Origin of the sequence: Nocardia anaemiae NBRC 100462 (genome assembly GCF_001612725.1) — a bacterium.
Classification (GTDB): domain Bacteria; phylum Actinomycetota; class Actinomycetes; order Mycobacteriales; family Mycobacteriaceae; genus Nocardia; species Nocardia anaemiae.
The window spans coordinates 50,942-67,897 of sequence record NZ_BDAZ01000067.1; the positions used below are offsets into that span (position 1 = coordinate 50,942).

The following is a 16,956-nucleotide window of genomic DNA, read 5'->3' on the forward strand; positions in this document are numbered from 1 at the left end:
CGATTCACCACAGCGCCTGATCCTCGAGCTCGCACCAGAGTTCTTCCGGCACAGGCAGATCGAGCATGGCAATGCTGTCGTCGATCTCCGCGCGAGTACCGGATCCGAGCACGATCGCCGTCACGGCCGGATGCCGCTGCGGGAACTGCACGGCCGCCGCCCGCAGTGGCACACCGTATTTCGCGCACCGCCGCTCCAGCTCCCCCGCGCGGGCGACGACGGCGGGATCCGCCGGGCCGTAATCGAAGGTGGCCTGCCGCAAGGGATCCGCCAGCACTCCGCTATTGAGCACCCCGGCGACGAGCACCTGGATCCCGCGTTTCGCGCACTCGGGCAGCAGTTCCCGCTCGGCTCGGCGGTCCAGCAACGAGTACCGCCCGGCAATCATGACGGTGTCGACGGCCGACTCCCGCACGAACCGCAATGCGGTCTCGACGTGGTTGACGCCGATACCGATTCCAGCGGTCAGCCCTTCGGCCCGCATCCGTTCCAACTCCGGCAGCGCCTCGCCAAGGGCTTGGTCCATATGCGCCTCGGGATCGTGCACGAGCAGCCGATCCACCCGATCCAGCCCGAGCCGAACCAGCGATTGCTCCAGCGACAGCCGTACGCCTTTCGCCGAATAGTCGAGCCGCCGTGACCTTTTGGGTGCGCCGTAGAATTCATCGGCCCCGTCGGGCGCGTCCGGGTCGTCGTACAGCAACCGCCCCACCTTCGTGGAAACCGTGAATTCCGAACGGTTTCGTCCACGCAGGAACCGGCCGAGGCGCTCCTCGCCGAGCCCGCCGCCGTAGTGCGGCGCCGTATCGAAACTCCGAATCCCGGCCGCCCACGCCGCTTCCAGCGCCTGCTGTCCCGCGTCCTCATCGACAGCGCGGTACAGCCCGGCATACCCCGCACCACCGAGCACCACCTCGGCGCGCGGTCGCGGGTTGAGCTCCCAGACCACCGGCAAACCGGCCTCCGGCTCGGAATAGTCGTGGGGGATATCGGTGAACCCGCTCATGCGAGCCTGCCAGGCGATATTCACCGGCAAACCGGCCAGTTCGGCCAGCAGCCTGTCATAGCTGTCGCAGTCGATCACATGGAACAGATCCAACCCGCTGCGCCAGATGGTCCAGTCGGTCGCACCGGCGGCGCGAATGGCCGCGACGAGTTCGGCCGGTACCGCGCGATGGGCGGCCTCGTACTCGGCCTCCGCGCCCGGTTTCAGCCTGGTGTGCAAGGCGATCCGCATGCTCACTCCTGCCGCCGTCCGCTGGCGATGCGGGTGATGACCAGGGCGACGAGGATGAGCGCACCGTTGATGAACTTCAGCGAATCCGCGCTCACCCCGCCGTAGGACAGCAGTTTCTGGATCAGCGTGAGAATCAGGATCCCGAAGAACGCGCCAAGCACCGATCCGCGCCCGCCGTTGAGTGACACGCCGCCGATGACGCAGGCGGCGAACACATTGAAGATCATTCCGTCGCCCTGGCTGACCTGGACGCTGGCGAACTGTCCTGAGTAGATGAGCCCGCCGATCGCGGCCAGCACCCCGGCGATCACCAGCACGGCGATGACCACCCGATCGGTGCGAATACCGGCGGCTCGGGCGGCGGCCTCATTGCCGCCGACCGCGTACAGTGCCCGCCCGGCCGTGGTGTAGTTCAACGCCAGATATCCGATCACGAACAATGCCAGGGCGATGATCACATTCACCGGAAGGCCCAGAACTCGTGCATTGCCGAGCCATTCGACCGACTCCGGAATCTTGGTGAGGGTGAACCCGGACGTGAGGAAGGTCAGCAGCCCGCGCAGGGCGATGAGCATCGCCAGCGTCACAATGAACCCGTTGAGCCCGAAGCGCACGATCAGCAGGCCGTTCGCCACACCGACCGCCGCGCCCACCAGCAGCGCGACCGGAATGGTCATCCACGGCGACGCCCAGGTGAAGGCGCCGACCTTGGTGGTGCCCATGGTCACCCAGATCGCCACCCCCGTCGCGAGGCCGAAGGTGGATTCCAGCGAGAGGTCCATCCGGCCGACCACCAGCACCAGCACCTCGGCCAGCACCAGCAGCGAAATACCGCTCATGGTGCTCAGCACATTGGTGAGATTGGCTGTCGAGACGAAATTGGTATTGATGAAGTATCCGACCACCAGCGCCAGCAGGATCGGCGGCACCAGTAGCAGATCGCGGAATGCGCCCCAGCGCACCTGGATTCGCGGCCGGTGCGGCGGGGCCGCGGTAGGCGCACCGGTGTCGATCGCGGTCCGGGTCATAGCAGTCCTTCCATGGCGGTGACGAGTTCGCGGTCGTCCCAGCCCTTGTCGAAGCGGGCGGTGAGCCGTCCCTGCACCAGGACCAGCACGCGGTCGGCGTCGCGCAGATCGTCGAGTTCGTCGGAGGCGACGAGGACGGCGGTGCCGCGATCGGCGGCGGCGCGCACCACCGCGCGCAGCGTTTCCTTGGAGCGCACGTCGACGCCCGCGGTGGGGGTGATCAGCACCAGCACTCGCGGTTCGGTGGCCAGGGCCCGGGCGAACACCACCTTCTGTTGATTGCCGCCGGACAGTTCGGCGACGCTCTGCCGGGGGTTTTCGGCTTTGATATCCAGTTCCGCAATGGCGTTGCCCACCAGCGCATCTCGGCTGCGCCGCGACAGCAGTCCGAACCGGCCGAGCTTGTGCGGCACGGTGAGAGTGGCATTGTCGGCCACGCTCATGGACAGGATCAGCCCTTCCTCGTGACGATCACGCGGCACGAATCCGATCCCGGCATCGCGCGCAGCCCGCACCCCGCCGCCGCGCAGCGGGCTGCCCGCCACCAGCATCGATCCGCCTGCCGCCCTGCGCAATCCGACAATGGTCTCGGCCACCTCGATGCGCCCGCTGCTGCCGCCGCCCGCCAGTCCGACGATCTCACCCGGGCGCACGTCGATGTCGATCTCGTCGAATTCGCCGATGCGCGTGAGCTTCTCGATCTTCAATGCCGGTGTGCGGGCGGTGTCGGGGGCCTGTCGTGGCACGGCGACTTCCAAGGCCGTCGAATCGCCGGTCATGGCGGCGATGAGCGCGGGCTTGGCCAGTTCGGCAACCGGAGCCGTGACGATATGGCGGGCATCCCGGAAAACCGTGACATCGGAGCAGATTTCGTAGGTCTCGTCGAGATGATGGGAGATGAACAGGAAGGTCACGCCCTGTTCCTGGAGGTCCCGGATCCGCGCGAACAGGCGCTTGATGGCGGGACCGTCCAGCTGTGCGGTCGGCTCATCGAGAATGATGAACCGCGCGCCGTGCGAGAGCGAGCGCGCGATCTCCACCAATTGCCGATGCTCCACCGACAGCTCGCGGGCGAGGGTATCGACCGACACCGGCACCGACCAGGTATCCAGCAGCTCCCGCGCCCGCGTCCGCAGTGTGCGCCAATTGACCAGGCGCCCACCGAAGCCCTGCCGATTGACGAACAGATTCTCCGCCACCGACAGATCGGGAATGATCGTGGAGTGCTGGTAGACGCACGCCACGCGGGACCGCCAGGCATCCCTATCGGCGGGCGCAGGCGCCGGGTGACCTTGGAAGCGCACCTCCCCCTCATCAGGAGCTGCGAGTCCGGTCAGAATCGACACCAGGGTCGACTTCCCGGCGCCGTTCCGCCCCACCAGCGCATGCGTGCGGCCCGCGGTGACGCGCAATCCGACGCGATCGAGCGCGATATTGCGGCCGAACCGCTTGGTCACCCCGATCGCCTCGGCCACCGGTGGACGATCGGGTTGTTGCTGTGAAACTGTCTCGGGCACGGCGGTTTCCATCGCTAGGCTGTCGATCCGTTCAGTGCCCGCGGCCCCACAGCGTGGGATCGGTGCTCGCCACCGTGTCCATATCGCCGACCTTGCCTCCAGCCCGGGTCACGACCGGCGCCGGGAGCTGATCCTCGAGCTGGCCGCCGCCGGTGTCGACAACGGTCGAGCCGTGATCGGTCGGACCGGGCGTGAACTTTTTACCGTCCACGGCCGCTTTCGCGTACATCGCGGCGTACTGCGCGTACAGATCGGCGGGTTGCGAGACGGTGGCATCGATATAGCCCGCATCGATGGCGTCGAGCTCGGCCTTGATGCCGTCATTGGACACGATCGAAATATGGCCCGGCTGACCGGCTTTGACGAGTTTGCCGGTGCGCTCGAGCAATGCCAGCGTCGACTGGAGGAACGCACCGCCCGCCTGCATATAGATGCCGTTGATATCCGGATCGGTGAGCAGCTTGTCCTGTAGGCCCGACGTGGCCCTGTCGGCCTTCCACTCGGTGGGGATTTCGATCACCTTGATATTCGGGTATTTCGACCGCATGCACTCGGCGAACGCCTGGGAGCGGTCGCGCCCGTTGATCGAGGCCAGATCACCCTGGAATTCCACGACTTTCCCGGTGCCGTGCAGGGTTTCGCCGAGGTAGGTGCAGGCGTTCGTGCCGTAGGCCCGGTTGTCGGCCCGCACCACCATGTAGGCACCGCCACTGTCGGGGCGAGTGTCGACGCTGATCACCGGCACGTTCTTTCCGGCCGCGGCGGTGATCGCCGGTTTCGCGGCGGCGGTGTCCTGCGGCGCCATGATGATCGCCTTGACGTCCTTCGAAAGCAACGTATCCACATTGGATTTCAGCCGGTTGGAGTCATTGTCGGAGGAGGTGTTCTCCAACTTCACCCCGGCCGCGGCGGCCTTCGGGCCGAGGTACCCGGCGTAGGCGCTCCAGAAGTCGGTGTCGGAGCGTGGCTGGTCCGCGCCGACCAGGACACCGTTCTCGGCACCCTTCCCGACGGCCACGGCGGGACCGCCGCCGGAAGTCTGTTCGCGGGAACAGGCCGCCACCGCGACGACCAGTACGGCGGCTACTGCCGCGCCGATGATCCTGGTGTTCATGAGAGTTCGTGCTCCTTTGCCGAAACCTGGTGTACTGCTGAGAAAGTGGTCGGCTCCATCCATGCCGCGCCAGTGGGAAAGGTGTAATCGCGGAGCGAGTCGGGGAGCATCTCGGCGCTGAAACCCGGTGCGCGCGGCGTGAGATAGCGCCCACCCGCCACTCGGACCGGATCGCGAAAATGCTCGTGCAAATGGTCGACGTATTCGATGGCGCGGCCTTGCATGGTGCCGGAGATGGCGATGTAGTCGATCATCGCCAGGTGCTGCACCAGCTCGCACAGCCCGACCCCGCCCGCGTGCGGGATGACCGGCACCCCGAACTTGGCCGCCAGCAACAGGATTGCGAGATTCTCGTTGACACCGGCGACGCGGGCGGCATCTATTTGCAAGACATCGACCGCGCCCGCCTGTAGCAGCTGTTTGAACAGGATGCGGTTCTGGCCGTGCTCGCCGGTGGAGATCGGCACCCCCGCGACACGGCGGCGAATCTCGGCGTGGCCCAGGATGTCATCGGGACTGGTGGGTTCCTCGACCCAGGACAGCCCGGCCGGAGCCAGCCGCGAAATCCATTCCGCTGCTTCATCGACGCCCCAGCGTTGGTTGGCGTCCACGGCCAGGCCGATATCGGGTCCGATGGCGTGCCGCGCGAGCATGACCCGGCGCACGTCCTCGTCCGGATCGCGGCCGACCTTGATCTTGATGGTGCCGAATCCGTCGGCCACCGCCTGCTGGGCGAGGCGGGTCAGCTTGGCGTCGGAGTAGCCGAGCCAGCCGGCGGAGGTGGTGTAGGCGGGATATCCCGTGGCCAGCAGGCGCTCGGTGCGTTCGGCCCGGCCCGGTTCGGCCGCGCGCAGGATGGCCAGGGCCTCGTCGGGAGTGAGGGCGTCGGTCAGGTAGCGGAAGTCCACCTGCGCCACCAGCTCTTCCGGACTCATCTCCGAAACCAACTGCCACACCGGCTTTCCCGCGCGTTTCGCGGCGAGGTCCCACGCCGCATTGACGACCGCGCCGATCGCCATGTGCATGACGCCCTTTTCCGGGCCCAGCCAGCGCAGCTGCGAATCATCGGTCAGGCTGCGTGCGAAGCCGCCCAGATCGCCGGTGATCTCGTCGACCGAGCGGCCCACCACCAGATGGTCGAGGGCCTGGATAGCGGCCTGCTGCACGTCATTGCCGCGCCCGATGGTGAACGCGAAGCCGTGGCCGTCCGGGACCGCCGCATCGTCGGTGCGCAGGATCACGTAGGCCGCCGAATAGTCGGGGTCGGGGTTCATGGCATCCGAGCCGTCCAATTGGGCCGATGTCGGGAACCGAATATCCAGCGTGTCCAGCGCCGTAATGAAAGCCATGCGTGATCCTCGCTGCCAGAAGTGATCTGGGTCACGACTATACATCCGATGTCTAGGAACGCAAGGGTTGTGGGTTCGGGCTGATTCCCGGCAAATAGTCCGAATTCGGCGTTGCGTTCGGTGAGTGGTGTTATCTTCCGAAGCTGTAAACATCGGATCAGTGCGCGGATGAGGTCGGTATGACTTATGGGGAGTTGGACGGGCTGACGGCCGTGGTGACGGGCGGCGGATCCGGTATCGGCCGGGCGATCGCGACCGCATTCGGCCTCGCTGGTGCACGGGTGGCCGTGCTGGATCTGCGGCCGGGCCCACCGGTCGGACGCGATGGCCTGGCGCTGACATGCAATGTGTGCGAGGACGATTCGGTGCGCGCGGCCATCGAGAGCGCCGCCGACGCATTCGGCCGCTTGGACATCGTGGTCAACAATGCGGGCATCGGTGCGCAGGGAACCGTCGAGGATAATACCGACGACGAGTGGCGACGCGTCTTGGACGTGAATGTGCTCGGTGCCGTGCGGGTTTCTCGCGCCGCTCTACCTCACCTGCGCCGCTCCCCCGCCGCCGCGATCGTGAACACCTGCTCGATCGCCGCCACCACCGGCCTGCCGAACCGCGCGGCCTACAGCGCCAGCAAGGGCGCGATCCTCGCACTGACGCGCGCCATGGCGGCCGATCACCTCTCCGAAGGAATTCGAGTCAACTGCGTGAATCCGGGCACGGTCGACACCCCCTGGGTGCAACGCCTGCTCGCCGCTGCCCCTGATCCCGCCGCGGAACTCGTTGCGCTCCAAGCCCGCCAGCCGCACGGCAGGCTGGTCAGCCCCGAAGAAGTCGCGGCCGCCGTGCTGTACCTCGCCGGACCACACGCGGCTTCGACCGCAGGCGTCATGCTGGAAGTAGACGGCGGCATGCACTCACTCCGGCTGCGTGCGCCCAATGGCCGCCCGAATAAGGCAGAGCAACAGGAGAATTCGATCCAGTGACCGAACGCCGCATCCCGCGATACCGCGACCTCGCGCCGTTGGTGAGGTTCGAGCGTCCCTTCGGCGGCCTCGACCACAAACTCGCTCGCGCCCAAACCATCTGGGACCTGCGCGAGTTGGCCCGCAAACGCACACCCAAGGTCGCCTTCGACTACACCGACGGCGCCGCCGACGCCGAAATCAGCCTCCAGCGGGCCCGACAAGCGTTCCAAGACATCGAATTCCGCCCAGCCATCCTCCGCGACGTCGCCGACATCGACACCACCACAACCGTCCTCGGCAAACCCTCCCAGCTGCCCTTCGGCATCGCTCCCACCGGCTTCACCCGCATGATGCACACCGCGGGCGAAGTCGCCGGAGCCCGAGCCGCCGCCCGAGCTGGAATCCCGTTCACCCTCTCCACCATGGGCACCACAGCCATCGAAGACTTGGCCGCCGCCACCGATCCCCAGGCCCGCAACTGGTTCCAGCTCTACATGTGGAAAGACCGGGACCGCTCCCTGGCCTTGGTCGACCGCGCCGCCACGGCGGGCTTCGACACCCTGGTAATCACAGTCGACGTCCCAGTAGCCGGAGCCCGCCTCCGCGACGCGCGCAACGGCATGACCGTCCCACCCTCGATAACCCTCACGGGCGCCTTGGACGCGATCCGGAAACCCCGGTGGTGGTTCGATTTCCTCACCACCGAACCCCTGGCCTTCGCCTCCCTGGACCGCTGGTCCGGCACCGTCGCCGACCTCCTCGACGCCATGTTCGACCCCACGGTCGACTTCGACGACCTGACCTGGATCCGCGACCGCTGGCCCGGGCGAATCCTCGTCAAGGGCGTCCAAACGGTAGACGATGCCAAACGCCTCGCCGCCCTAGGCGTAGACGGCATAATCCTGTCCAACCACGGTGGCCGCCAACTGGATCGAGCCCCGGTCCCCCTACACTTGCTCCCCTCGGTGGTCCATGAGGTGGGCGACGACCTCGAAATCCACCTGGACACAGGCATAATGCACGGCGCCGATATAGTCGCCGCCCTAGCCCTGGGCGCCCACTTCACCCTGATCGGCCGCGCCTACCTCTACGGCCTGATGGCCGGGGGCGAATCAGGCGTAGACCGCGCCATCGACATCCTCCGCACTCAGCTCACCCGCACGATGAAACTCCTCGGCGTCGGCTCCATACAAGAACTCGAACCCGCCCACGTCCGCCTGCTTACCAGCACGCGAGGTAATCGGCACCGCTACCGGTAACAGAGGTGATCTGTCGGTTCATCGCCGAGCACCGAGGGCCATTGGGGAATGTCCGGCAGGACGGACCAAACGAGCGGCGGCTCGCCACCTCATGAGCACAGCGGCGGGCACTCGCGGTCGCCGATCAATCCTGAAGTCGGTCCAGCTGAGCGGTGATGCGAGCCGACAGTGCCGCGGCGTTGGCGCGGTGGTCGGCGGCCGCGGCCGGATCACCGAGGGCGTCGGTGAGTTCGGCGAGCACGGTGTCCATGGGGCCGTAGACCACCGAACCGGTATCCAGGCCCGCCATGGTGCCCGTGCGCGACAGCATGTCGCGGTAGCACTCGGTCATGGCGGCGGAGTCGTTCAACCGGATCGCGGCCCGAGCGCGGAACACCACCATGACCGACCAGTAGTGGTCACGCTTGATCGGCGCAGCCTTGACGAAAACCTCACGGGCCCTGTCGATCTCACCCGCATCGCAGAGCGCCAGTACATACGGGAACACCATGGCCTCTGGCGCGACCGCGTACACCATGGACATCGGCTCCACCAACGCCGACAGATCCCCGCGCGCCCAGCCCAGCACCATGTCGGACACGATCAAGAGTTCGGCGCCGTTCGCGGTGCCGGAAGCGACCATCGCCGCACTGCATTCGGCATAGATGCGCCCGGCGACGGCCAGATCGCCGCGCAGGACCGACAGCACCGCCGAGAACGTCGACAGTACGGTCAGCATCTGACGCAGCTGCCCACCGGTCGCGCACTCCAATCCCCGTTCGGCCTCCGCGCGCGCCGCCGCCAAATCATTCGCGCTGCACGCGATCAGACAACCCAGGAAATGCGCGACCGCCTGGAACTCCACCAGCCCCGCCGCCGTGGACACCGCGAGCAACTCGGCCGCCAATGGTGCGCGCTCCGACCACAGATCCGGCCCCAAGGCCAGGAAGGCCCGTGCATTCACTGCGGCACAAAGCAATTCGGCATCACCGAACTCCCGCGCCAGCGCCACCGCCTCCGCCGACGCCGCGAAAGCCAGCCGATCGTCGTCCCCCTCCACCTCGAACACCAGCGTCACCAGCAACCGCACCCGATCCCCCCGCGCCAAAGGGCGATCCAGCGCCGACCGCAACGCACCGATCATGCGTTCATCCGGCAACCGCTTGTCCCGCGTCGCCCAGATCAGTGGTGCGCGCCAGCAGCCGAGCGCGAACGCGACCGGATCCGCTGCGGCACTGGGACTCCGGGTGTTCGAGATATCGAGACCCGATGGGTTCACCGCGCCGATTCCGGCTTTGCCAGGAGTCGGCGCGGTAGCAGCAGCAAGGTCCCGAGCACTACCGGCACCAAGGTTCTGCGCGCCTTGGGCACCGATGTTCCGCGCGCTGTCGATTTCGGGCTCATGTTCTTGCGGGCCGCCGACTAGTGGCGTCGCCGAGTCGCCGGAAGCTCCTGACCTCATCATTGTCGTCGCGGGCCCAGCGGCGCGCAGTTGTGGGTCGGACGAGCCTGCCAAGTGTTCGGCGAGGTCGAGGGCCTGGGCGCGTAACAGGCGGGCAGCGGCGTCGTTTCCGCCGTAGGCGAGGGCGGCGACGCGGGCGCAGCGGGCTTCCAGGATGGCGATGCCGGTATCGCGATGGGCGCCGTCGTCCGGGTGACCGGCCAGGGTGTGCAGGTCCAGCACGGCGCGCCAGAGCGATTCGGATTCGGCGAACGCGCGGCGCGCGGTGCGGTGACGGGCCGCCGCGAGCACATGCGCGAGCGCCTGTTCGGCATTGCCGGCGTGCGCGCCGACCAAAGCGTGATGGGCCAGTACGTCCAGGTCGGGTGCGGGTGCGCGCTCGGCTACTCCGAGAGCCGTCCAATGCATGCGGGCGCGGCGCAGCGCAGGTATTCCGTCGTACACGGCATCACGAGTCAAGGCGTGTCCGAAGCGGATTCGCCCACCGTCGATCCGCAGCAGCCCCGCCACCACCGCCATATCGACCAGATCGATCAGCGTCTCCTCGCTCTCCCCCGCCAGTTGCAGCAGCGAATCGATATCGGCCTCGTCACCCCACACCGACAGCAGTCGCAGCAGTCGGGCCGCCTCTGCAGGCAATCGGGCGATCCTGCGGTGCAGCACATCCCGCACACCCGCTGGCAAACCCAGCAGATTCCCTTCCGCCGCAGCCAGTTTCGCCAACTCGACCACGAACAGCGGATTACCCCCGGTCCGCTGCCGCACCAATTCCACGGCGCCGTCCTCGATTTCGGTGACCCCGGCCGCCGCCAGCACCACCCGCACCGCCGCCGCATCCAACCCGCCGAGTTCCAACCGGCCCGACGTCACCGCCGCCAGCGCCGCCGACGTGGCCCGCACCTCCTCCCCCGCCTCCGACCCGCGCAGCGTCACCGCGAACAACACCGGCTCGCCCGCCGTCCACGCCACCACCTGCCGCAGAATCTGCAAGGTCGCTCCATCCGCCCGATGTGCGTCCTCCAGCACCATCAGCAGCGGGCCCACCCCCACACACCGCCGCGCCACGGCCCGCGCCAACTCGAACGGGGTCGAATCCCCCTCTGCCACCGGCGAAACCCGCAGCGCCGCAGTTCGCACCGCCACTGGCGTATCCGCCACACCCCGCAGCGAGATCCGCGGCGGCTCGGCCCCCACCGCCGCGGCCGAACCTGCTTCCACCTCCTGCATCACCTCTGACGCCACCGCCTCCACCTCCGGCAGCACCCCAGAAGCCGCCACTCTCGCCGCCGTCGACACGCCCGCCTCGGCTCCGGCCACCTCCGCTCGCCACCCATCGATCGGATCATCGAATTCCCTTGCGACAGCGCCTAATTCCGCGTGAGCCTGCCGCCAGGCCCAGGCCGAGGGCGCGCCGTCAACCTCCGGGCATCGACCGGTGACCACATTCCAGCCGTGCCCGGTCAGCTCTGCGGCAACTGCTGCGACCAGAGTCGATTTCCCGGCACCGGCTTCACCCTCGACCCACACCAGTCGCGCCCGGCCCTCCGATGCCTCCCGCGCCGCTGTCAGCAGTACGGCCCGCTGCTCGGTGTAGCCGACGACCTCCGGCATCACGCGCGGCCCTGGGCTGGTCGAGCCGCTGCCATGGGAATCGGTGCCGTCAGCTTCGAGGCGGGTGCCGAGCCAAGGCATCTCGGCTGACCGCCGAGCTGATCCGAGGTCGGGAGTGAAGGTCAGGGCCGGGTCGTGGGTGAGGATCGCGGATTCCAGATCGCGAAGGGGCGGACTGGATTCGACGCCGAATTCGCTGGCGAGATGGGTGCGGATGCGGCGGAGGGTGGCGAGTGCTTCGAGGGGGCGGCCCAGGCGGTAAAGGGCCAGCGCCAGCAGTCGGGCGGCTGTTTCGCGTTCGGGATGGTCGTCGACGAGGCGGTGCAGTGTGGTGGCGGCCTCGGCGGGACGGTCCAGGCGCAGGGCGGCGTCGGCGCGTTGCTCCATCGCGGTCCAGCGCATATCGGTGAGGCGGGTGATTTCCGGTGCGGCCCAGTCGGAGTCGGCGTAGGCGGCTAGGACGGGGCCGCGCCAGAGGGACAATGCGGTGTCCAGGGTTCGGTAGCGGATCGATAGGTCGGGTTCGGTGGCGGCGGCGGCGAGCAGACGCTCGAAATGCCAGGCATCCACGGCGGTGGGATCGGCGCGCAAAGCGTAGCCGGGGGCTTGGGATATCACCACGCGGGCGGGGGCTCGTGGCCGTCGGCGGGGTTCGAGGGCGCGGCGGAGGTAGGAAATATGAGCTTGCAATGCGCCAGCGGCTTTGGGTGGCGGTTCGCCCTGCCACAGGTCCTCGATCAGCCGATCGGCCGACACCACTGCACCGGCGGCCATGACCAGCCGCGCCAGCACCGCGCCCTGCATGGGCCCGCGCAAGGCCGCTGGGCGGCCGTCCACCGTCACGCGCAGCGCGCCGAGTACGTCCACAGTCACCACGGGTGGTACATCGCCTGCGACAACCGGTTCGGTAACTCCACGGCCGGATCGCATTGCCCCAGCCTAAGTCCCGACCGGTCGCCACACCCACCGATCCGGGGCAGCGCTACCCCGCAAGAACAGCTCGACCGACAGATCGGTGACCGTCGCGCGCGGCGAACGCTGAAACGACGCGGACCGGGTCCGATGAGACCTGGTCCGCGAGGTTCACTCGCGCAGGGCGCGCACTCCGGCGGCGGCGAGGACCAGGCCCACCACGATGGTGCCGGGAATGATCCACAGGCCCTCCGCGCCGGGCAGACCTTCCGCCCCGGCCATGGCCAGGACCGCGAGCACGATCAGGGCTCCGGCGGCGCGGCCCATCCTGGGACGCGGCGCGATCAGGGCGCAGACCGCGATCAACAACATACCCAGCAGGAAGGCGGCGGCAAGCGGACCGGTCACGGGCAGCGCGGCGTCCTCGATTCGATGTTGCTCGTGGGGCGATAGCTGCGGGGCCACGTAGATCTCGTGGTAGGCACCGATCGGAATGGCCAGGGTGAGACCGAGATACAACAGGACCCCGGCGGCGGCAGCGACCTTCGCGATCCCGCCGCGTGTGTTCGGCGGCGAGGCAGTGACATCCGATCCGACGCCTTCCGACATTCGGCGGTCGGCGGTCGGCGCTCGTTGCTCGGCCGCGCCGGTCCAGCTCGAGGTCACCACTCCGAGCCCGACCGCCAGCAGCACCGCACCGACGGTGAAGGTCAGGTGTGCACCCGCCCAGGTGCTCGCCTGTTCGGCGGCTTCGGAATGTTCCAACGGGTGCAGCGCATTGCCCACCGCGAACAGCGCACCCCCGGCGATCAGCGCGTAGGCCCGCCACCGTATGTCTCGATCGGCCGCGAGCGGTACTTCAATCCTTGTCATGGAACGTACTCTCCGCCATCGACATTCACCACGACTTGCCACCGACTTGCGAACCCTGTGGCACCGCCTGCCACCAATCCGCGGCACCCACGGTCGCATGGCCGCCGTCCCATGCCGCCCGCTCATGCACCGGGTGATGGCACATTGACATCCGAACCCGGTGGTGGCTTCGGCCTGTGCACTCGGAGTCCGCTCAGCAGGTACGGGACTGGTGGCTGGTCTGTAGCGTTCGAGCGCAGTCAGGCGGCGCTGATCACGCCGGATCCAGCCGGGATGCGGGGCCTATAATTGCATGATATGGATGTCGGGCGCCGGGAAGGTGTAGGCAGCCTACCCGCTGTTACCCACAGCTTTGTCGGTCGAGACCGCGAGCTGGAAAAGATCAGCACCCTACTGCTGGGCCCAGCTCGGTTGATTACCCTCACTGGCCCCGGTGGCATCGGGAAGACTCGTCTGGCCGTCGAAGCGTTGCGCCGCTGTGGTAAAGCCGAAGCCAGGAAAACACGAGCGTGTTGGGTGCGATTGGCTCGATTGGCTCCAGATTCGGATTCGACCGCGGTGGCCGAAGAAGTCGCCCATGCGGTGATCGAGGCGGATTTCTCCGGCCGATCGGCGTGGGACGCCTTGGTCGACACGCTCACCCCAACCGACACCACCGGACGTGCCGCGCGCACCGTGCTGGTGCTCGACAACTGCGAGCACGTACTCTCCGGCGTCCGGCCGGTGATCGTCGACCTCATCGAGACGGTACCGGGGCTGAGCATCGTGGCCACCAGCCGCGAACCCATCGGCTGGATCGACGAACACCTGATCACCGTTCCGCCGCTATCGCAGCGCGAGGCATTGGCCCTATTTCGGCAACGCGCCGAACTCACCGAACATCCCGTCACCGGCAAGGACCAGACCACTACCGCCGCCGAGATCTGCCGCCACGTCCACAACCATCCCCTCTACATCCAGTTGGCGGCCGCACGCCTGCTTCGCCAACCTTTGTCCGCCATCCTGCACGGGCTCACCGGCCACGCTGACGACGCTCGTCTGAGTTGGTCGCATGGCCCTCGCGTGGGCGTCGACCCGCGTCATCGAGGTGTCGTCGACGTCATCTCCTGGTCCTATGAGCTGTGCAGCGACAAGGAACGTCTGCTCTTCGACCGCATGTCGGTGTTCGCCGCCGGCTACGCCACCAATCCCGACGACACCACAGACGCTGCACCGGATGTGGGTGCCGAGCTGGACGCCATCGAGGCAATCTGCTGCGACGACGAAACCAGCGACACGCAAGCCACCCTGACCCGGCAGGAGATCGAGGGCCTGCTCGAGCGCCTTGTCGATCAATCGTTGGTCACGACGCACAGGACAGTGACCACGGTGCGGTATTCACTGGTGGAGAGCCTGCGGGTATTCGCCCAGCAGCGACTGCGCCAGCGCTCCACCGCCGCGGTGGACGAACCCGCTCGGTTGGCCCAGCGGCACTGCAGCTACTACCACGACAGGATCGCCTATGCCGCGGCCAACTGGTTCAGTCCCGAAGGGCAAGTCCTAGTGGACTGGGCTCGGACGGTCTGGGCCAACACCCTCACCGCGATCGAAACCAGCATCAGCACCCCGGGCCGGGCCGGAGACGGTCTGGAGATCTGTCTCGGGCTGATCACCCTGCAGGTGTGCTTCACCAGCGGCTCGGTACGAGAAATACGCCAATGGACCCTACGATGCCTGGACGCCACCCGGGCGGCGATCCCGCAGCCCACGGAACTCCAGATCGGGGCCATGGCCACCATCGCATGGCTCGCCACGCTCCAAGGCACCATCGAGGACGCCGAACAGCTGCTCGAGGACTGCGTCGCCGCCTGTATCCCCGACCCAGACACCAGGCGGCACTGGCGAGATACCGCCGAGACGGATATCGGCCTGCCCGCTCCAGTCGAATTCGCGTGGGGGGCGGAGCTGATCTTCGCGCGCCGTGACGCCCGCGCCATCACCGTCCTGAGCCGAGCCCGGGATAAGTTCGAAGCCTACGGCGACCACGGCGCTTCCTCAATGAGCGAGCTGTTCGCTGCCTTGGCCGCGGGCATGCTGGGAACCGCACAGCAAGCCCACGAGATCACGCAGCGTTACCTCGATCGCGCGACCCGCTCCGGAATTCCATGGGAAAAGGCTTGCGCCGAACTCACCAGGTCGACAGCCTTGACCCGACACGGCAACCCGACCGAAGCATTGGCCCTCGAACGATCCTCGCTGGCATATCACCTCACCACCAACGAGCAATGGGCCGCGGTGTGGTTGGTGCAGTACCGGACCTGGTCATTGGCGCACATCATCACCGACTCGATCGTCGCAGGAAAATCCGACCGCAAGAGACTGATTGCGCTCGCCACCGAAATCGCCCACCTGGCCGGCGGCACCACAACCCTGCGAGCCAAGCTCGGCATCGACATCAAGGCGTCGGGCCCCCTGCTCGACGAATCCGAAAAGGCTATCGCTGTCGCCCGCCGAGTGCTCGGACCCGACGCCTTCGCTGCGGCAGAAGCCAGAGGCATGCGTCTGCGTCCGGAACGAAACGAAGTGCTACGGCTGGCACTGGGAACACTGACCATCGATACTCCAGCGGACGTGGCCACTACATCGCATTGGTACGAATTGACCCGGACCGAACAACAGGTCGCGATCCTGGCCGCGGCCGGGTGGACCAACACCGACATTGCCTTCCGCCGTGGAAAGTCGTCTCGAACTGTCGACGCCCAAATCGCGGCTATTTTCAATAAACTGGCCATCACTTCACGTGCGGACATATCCGAGCACATCCCCAGTAGATTCACCGACCAGGTCCGCGGCGAAATCGCCCGACGGCCGCGCTGACGTACGCGATCAGCTCGTCCAGCCAACGGCATGTGGTGTCATTCCCGGAGGCCATGTCGGCGAAGGTTTGTTCGACGTCTAGGTAGTCGACGGACCCGGGTTCTGAATGACCCGGCTCCCCTGACATATCAGCATTCTTCGAGGTCAGACTCCCGCGCACCCCAGTGGTACCTGCGTTCGCGAGCCCGGGCGGCGCCTTTCCTTAGGTATAAACCACGCCTACTACCGATGCGGAGTCTGTACCTACCGGCCATGCTGGTTGCCGTGCAGAAGACGAAGGTCTGCGTGACGCCGTCATAAGACCTTCAACCACACAATGTTGCGACGGCCGAACTGACTTCATTGCCGAGTCGACGGCGAACAGGTGCGTATTGCCGCCCTGCGATGACAAATCCACCTCTCGTGGCCAACCGACCGGAAAACAAACCATCCATGACAACTGCACTACTACCTCTTGCATACGGATACCTGCGCGGCGATCTGCTCCGTGACCGCGACCGGAATTCGAGCGAAGACAGACTGCGCGACACTGCCAGGTCACTCGGCTACGAGCTGGGCGCTGTGTTCTGCGAGCCCCCACCACAGAACGCGACACTGCCCCCGGCGTTCGTCGATCTCGTCCAGGAATGCCGCCGAGCCGAGGCGCACGCAGTGATAACCCCGCGTGGACACATGTCGGATATGTCGGTGTGCCGAATGGTCCTGCTAGCGGTCCTCGAAGTGCGAGCCGGTGCCGCAGTGCACGAAGTCGATTTGTGAACGCGTCCGCCGTGAGGTGCGGCCACGACCTGGTC

Annotated in this window: 11 protein-coding genes; 4 read left to right on the forward strand and 7 right to left on the reverse strand. The window is 67.0% G+C overall.

Going from position 1 to position 16,956, the window contains the following annotated elements:
• Positions 1-4: 4 nt before the first annotated feature.
• From NA5_RS31665 to NA5_RS31685, 5 genes are read right to left on the reverse strand one after another with little or no spacing between them, the layout of a single operon-like run.
• Positions 5-1,237, reverse strand: coding sequence for an aldo/keto reductase (locus NA5_RS31665; protein WP_169811391.1), 1,233 nt, complete (start codon positions 1,235-1,237; stop codon positions 5-7).
• A 2-nt stretch (positions 1,238-1,239) separates the two neighbouring features.
• Positions 1,240-2,265: an ABC transporter permease gene (locus tag NA5_RS31670; RefSeq protein WP_062992688.1), complete on the reverse strand. Its 1,026-nt coding sequence runs from the start codon at positions 2,263-2,265 to the stop codon at positions 1,240-1,242.
• On the reverse strand, positions 2,262-3,782 hold the full coding sequence (locus tag NA5_RS31675; RefSeq protein ID WP_245672487.1) for a sugar ABC transporter ATP-binding protein: 1,521 nt from the start codon (positions 3,780-3,782) through the stop codon (positions 2,262-2,264). The genes NA5_RS31670 and NA5_RS31675 overlap by 4 nt, the downstream gene beginning before the upstream one ends.
• 31 nt (positions 3,783-3,813) lie before the next feature.
• Positions 3,814-4,896 (reverse strand): sugar ABC transporter substrate-binding protein, encoded by a 1,083-nt coding sequence (locus NA5_RS31680; RefSeq protein WP_062992690.1) that lies wholly within the window; start codon positions 4,894-4,896, stop codon positions 3,814-3,816.
• The gene (locus NA5_RS31685; protein WP_062992691.1) at positions 4,893-6,245 is read right to left on the reverse strand and encodes an enolase C-terminal domain-like protein; all 1,353 of its coding nucleotides are present in this window, start codon (positions 6,243-6,245) and stop codon (positions 4,893-4,895) included. The genes NA5_RS31680 and NA5_RS31685 overlap by 4 nt, the downstream gene beginning before the upstream one ends.
• A gap of 179 nt (positions 6,246-6,424) precedes the next feature.
• On the opposite strand from NA5_RS31685, the gene NA5_RS31690 reads away from it, so the two are divergent.
• Together NA5_RS31690 and NA5_RS31695 are read left to right on the forward strand one after the other, a co-directional pair.
• Positions 6,425-7,228 (forward strand): SDR family NAD(P)-dependent oxidoreductase, encoded by an 804-nt coding sequence (locus NA5_RS31690; protein ID WP_062992692.1) that lies wholly within the window; start codon positions 6,425-6,427, stop codon positions 7,226-7,228.
• Entirely contained in the window at positions 7,225-8,469 is a 1,245-nt protein-coding gene (locus NA5_RS31695; protein ID WP_062992693.1) for an alpha-hydroxy acid oxidase, read from the forward strand. The genes NA5_RS31690 and NA5_RS31695 overlap by 4 nt, the downstream gene beginning before the upstream one ends.
• A gap of 124 nt (positions 8,470-8,593) precedes the next feature.
• Here NA5_RS31695 and NA5_RS42935 read toward each other — a convergent pair whose 3' ends face one another.
• Positions 8,594-12,451 carry an ATP-binding protein gene (locus tag NA5_RS42935; protein WP_062992694.1) on the reverse strand — a complete coding sequence of 1,286 codons (3,858 nt, stop codon included), beginning with the start codon at positions 12,449-12,451 and terminating at the stop codon, positions 8,594-8,596.
• Between the two features lie 153 nt (positions 12,452-12,604).
• A complete protein-coding gene (locus NA5_RS31705; RefSeq protein WP_062992695.1) occupies positions 12,605-13,306 on the reverse strand; it encodes a hypothetical protein in 702 nt (233 codons plus the stop codon).
• 297 nt (positions 13,307-13,603) lie between these two features.
• Here NA5_RS31705 and NA5_RS31710 point away from each other — a divergent pair, with 297 nt between their 5' ends.
• On the forward strand, positions 13,604-16,162 hold the full coding sequence (locus NA5_RS31710; protein WP_084484573.1) for an ATP-binding protein: 2,559 nt from the start codon (positions 13,604-13,606) through the stop codon (positions 16,160-16,162).
• Positions 16,163-16,594: 432 nt separating this feature from the next.
• On the forward strand, positions 16,595-16,921 hold the full coding sequence (locus tag NA5_RS31715; RefSeq protein ID WP_157110743.1) for a hypothetical protein: 327 nt from the start codon (positions 16,595-16,597) through the stop codon (positions 16,919-16,921).
• Positions 16,922-16,956 lie beyond the last annotated feature (35 nt).

Excerpts from the sequence above, each read along its gene's own strand:
- NA5_RS31685 (WP_062992691.1), bottom strand. The coding sequence starts at position 6,245 with ATGGCTTTCATTACGGCGCTGGACACGCTGGATATTCGGTTCCCGACA.
- NA5_RS31670 (WP_062992688.1), bottom strand. The coding sequence starts at position 2,265 with ATGACCCGGACCGCGATCGACACCGGTGCGCCTACCGCGGCCCCGCCG.
- NA5_RS31665 (WP_169811391.1), bottom strand. The coding sequence starts at position 1,237 with ATGCGGATCGCCTTGCACACCAGGCTGAAACCGGGCGCGGAGGCCGAG.
- NA5_RS31710 (WP_084484573.1), top strand. The coding sequence starts at position 13,604 with ATGGATGTCGGGCGCCGGGAAGGTGTAGGCAGCCTACCCGCTGTTACC.
- NA5_RS31690 (WP_062992692.1), top strand. The coding sequence starts at position 6,425 with ATGACTTATGGGGAGTTGGACGGGCTGACGGCCGTGGTGACGGGCGGC.
- NA5_RS42935 (WP_062992694.1), bottom strand. The coding sequence starts at position 12,451 with ATGCGATCCGGCCGTGGAGTTACCGAACCGGTTGTCGCAGGCGATGTA.
- NA5_RS31705 (WP_062992695.1), bottom strand. The coding sequence starts at position 13,306 with ATGACAAGGATTGAAGTACCGCTCGCGGCCGATCGAGACATACGGTGG.
- NA5_RS31715 (WP_157110743.1), top strand. The coding sequence starts at position 16,595 with ATGACAACTGCACTACTACCTCTTGCATACGGATACCTGCGCGGCGAT.
- NA5_RS31680 (WP_062992690.1), bottom strand. The coding sequence starts at position 4,896 with ATGAACACCAGGATCATCGGCGCGGCAGTAGCCGCCGTACTGGTCGTC.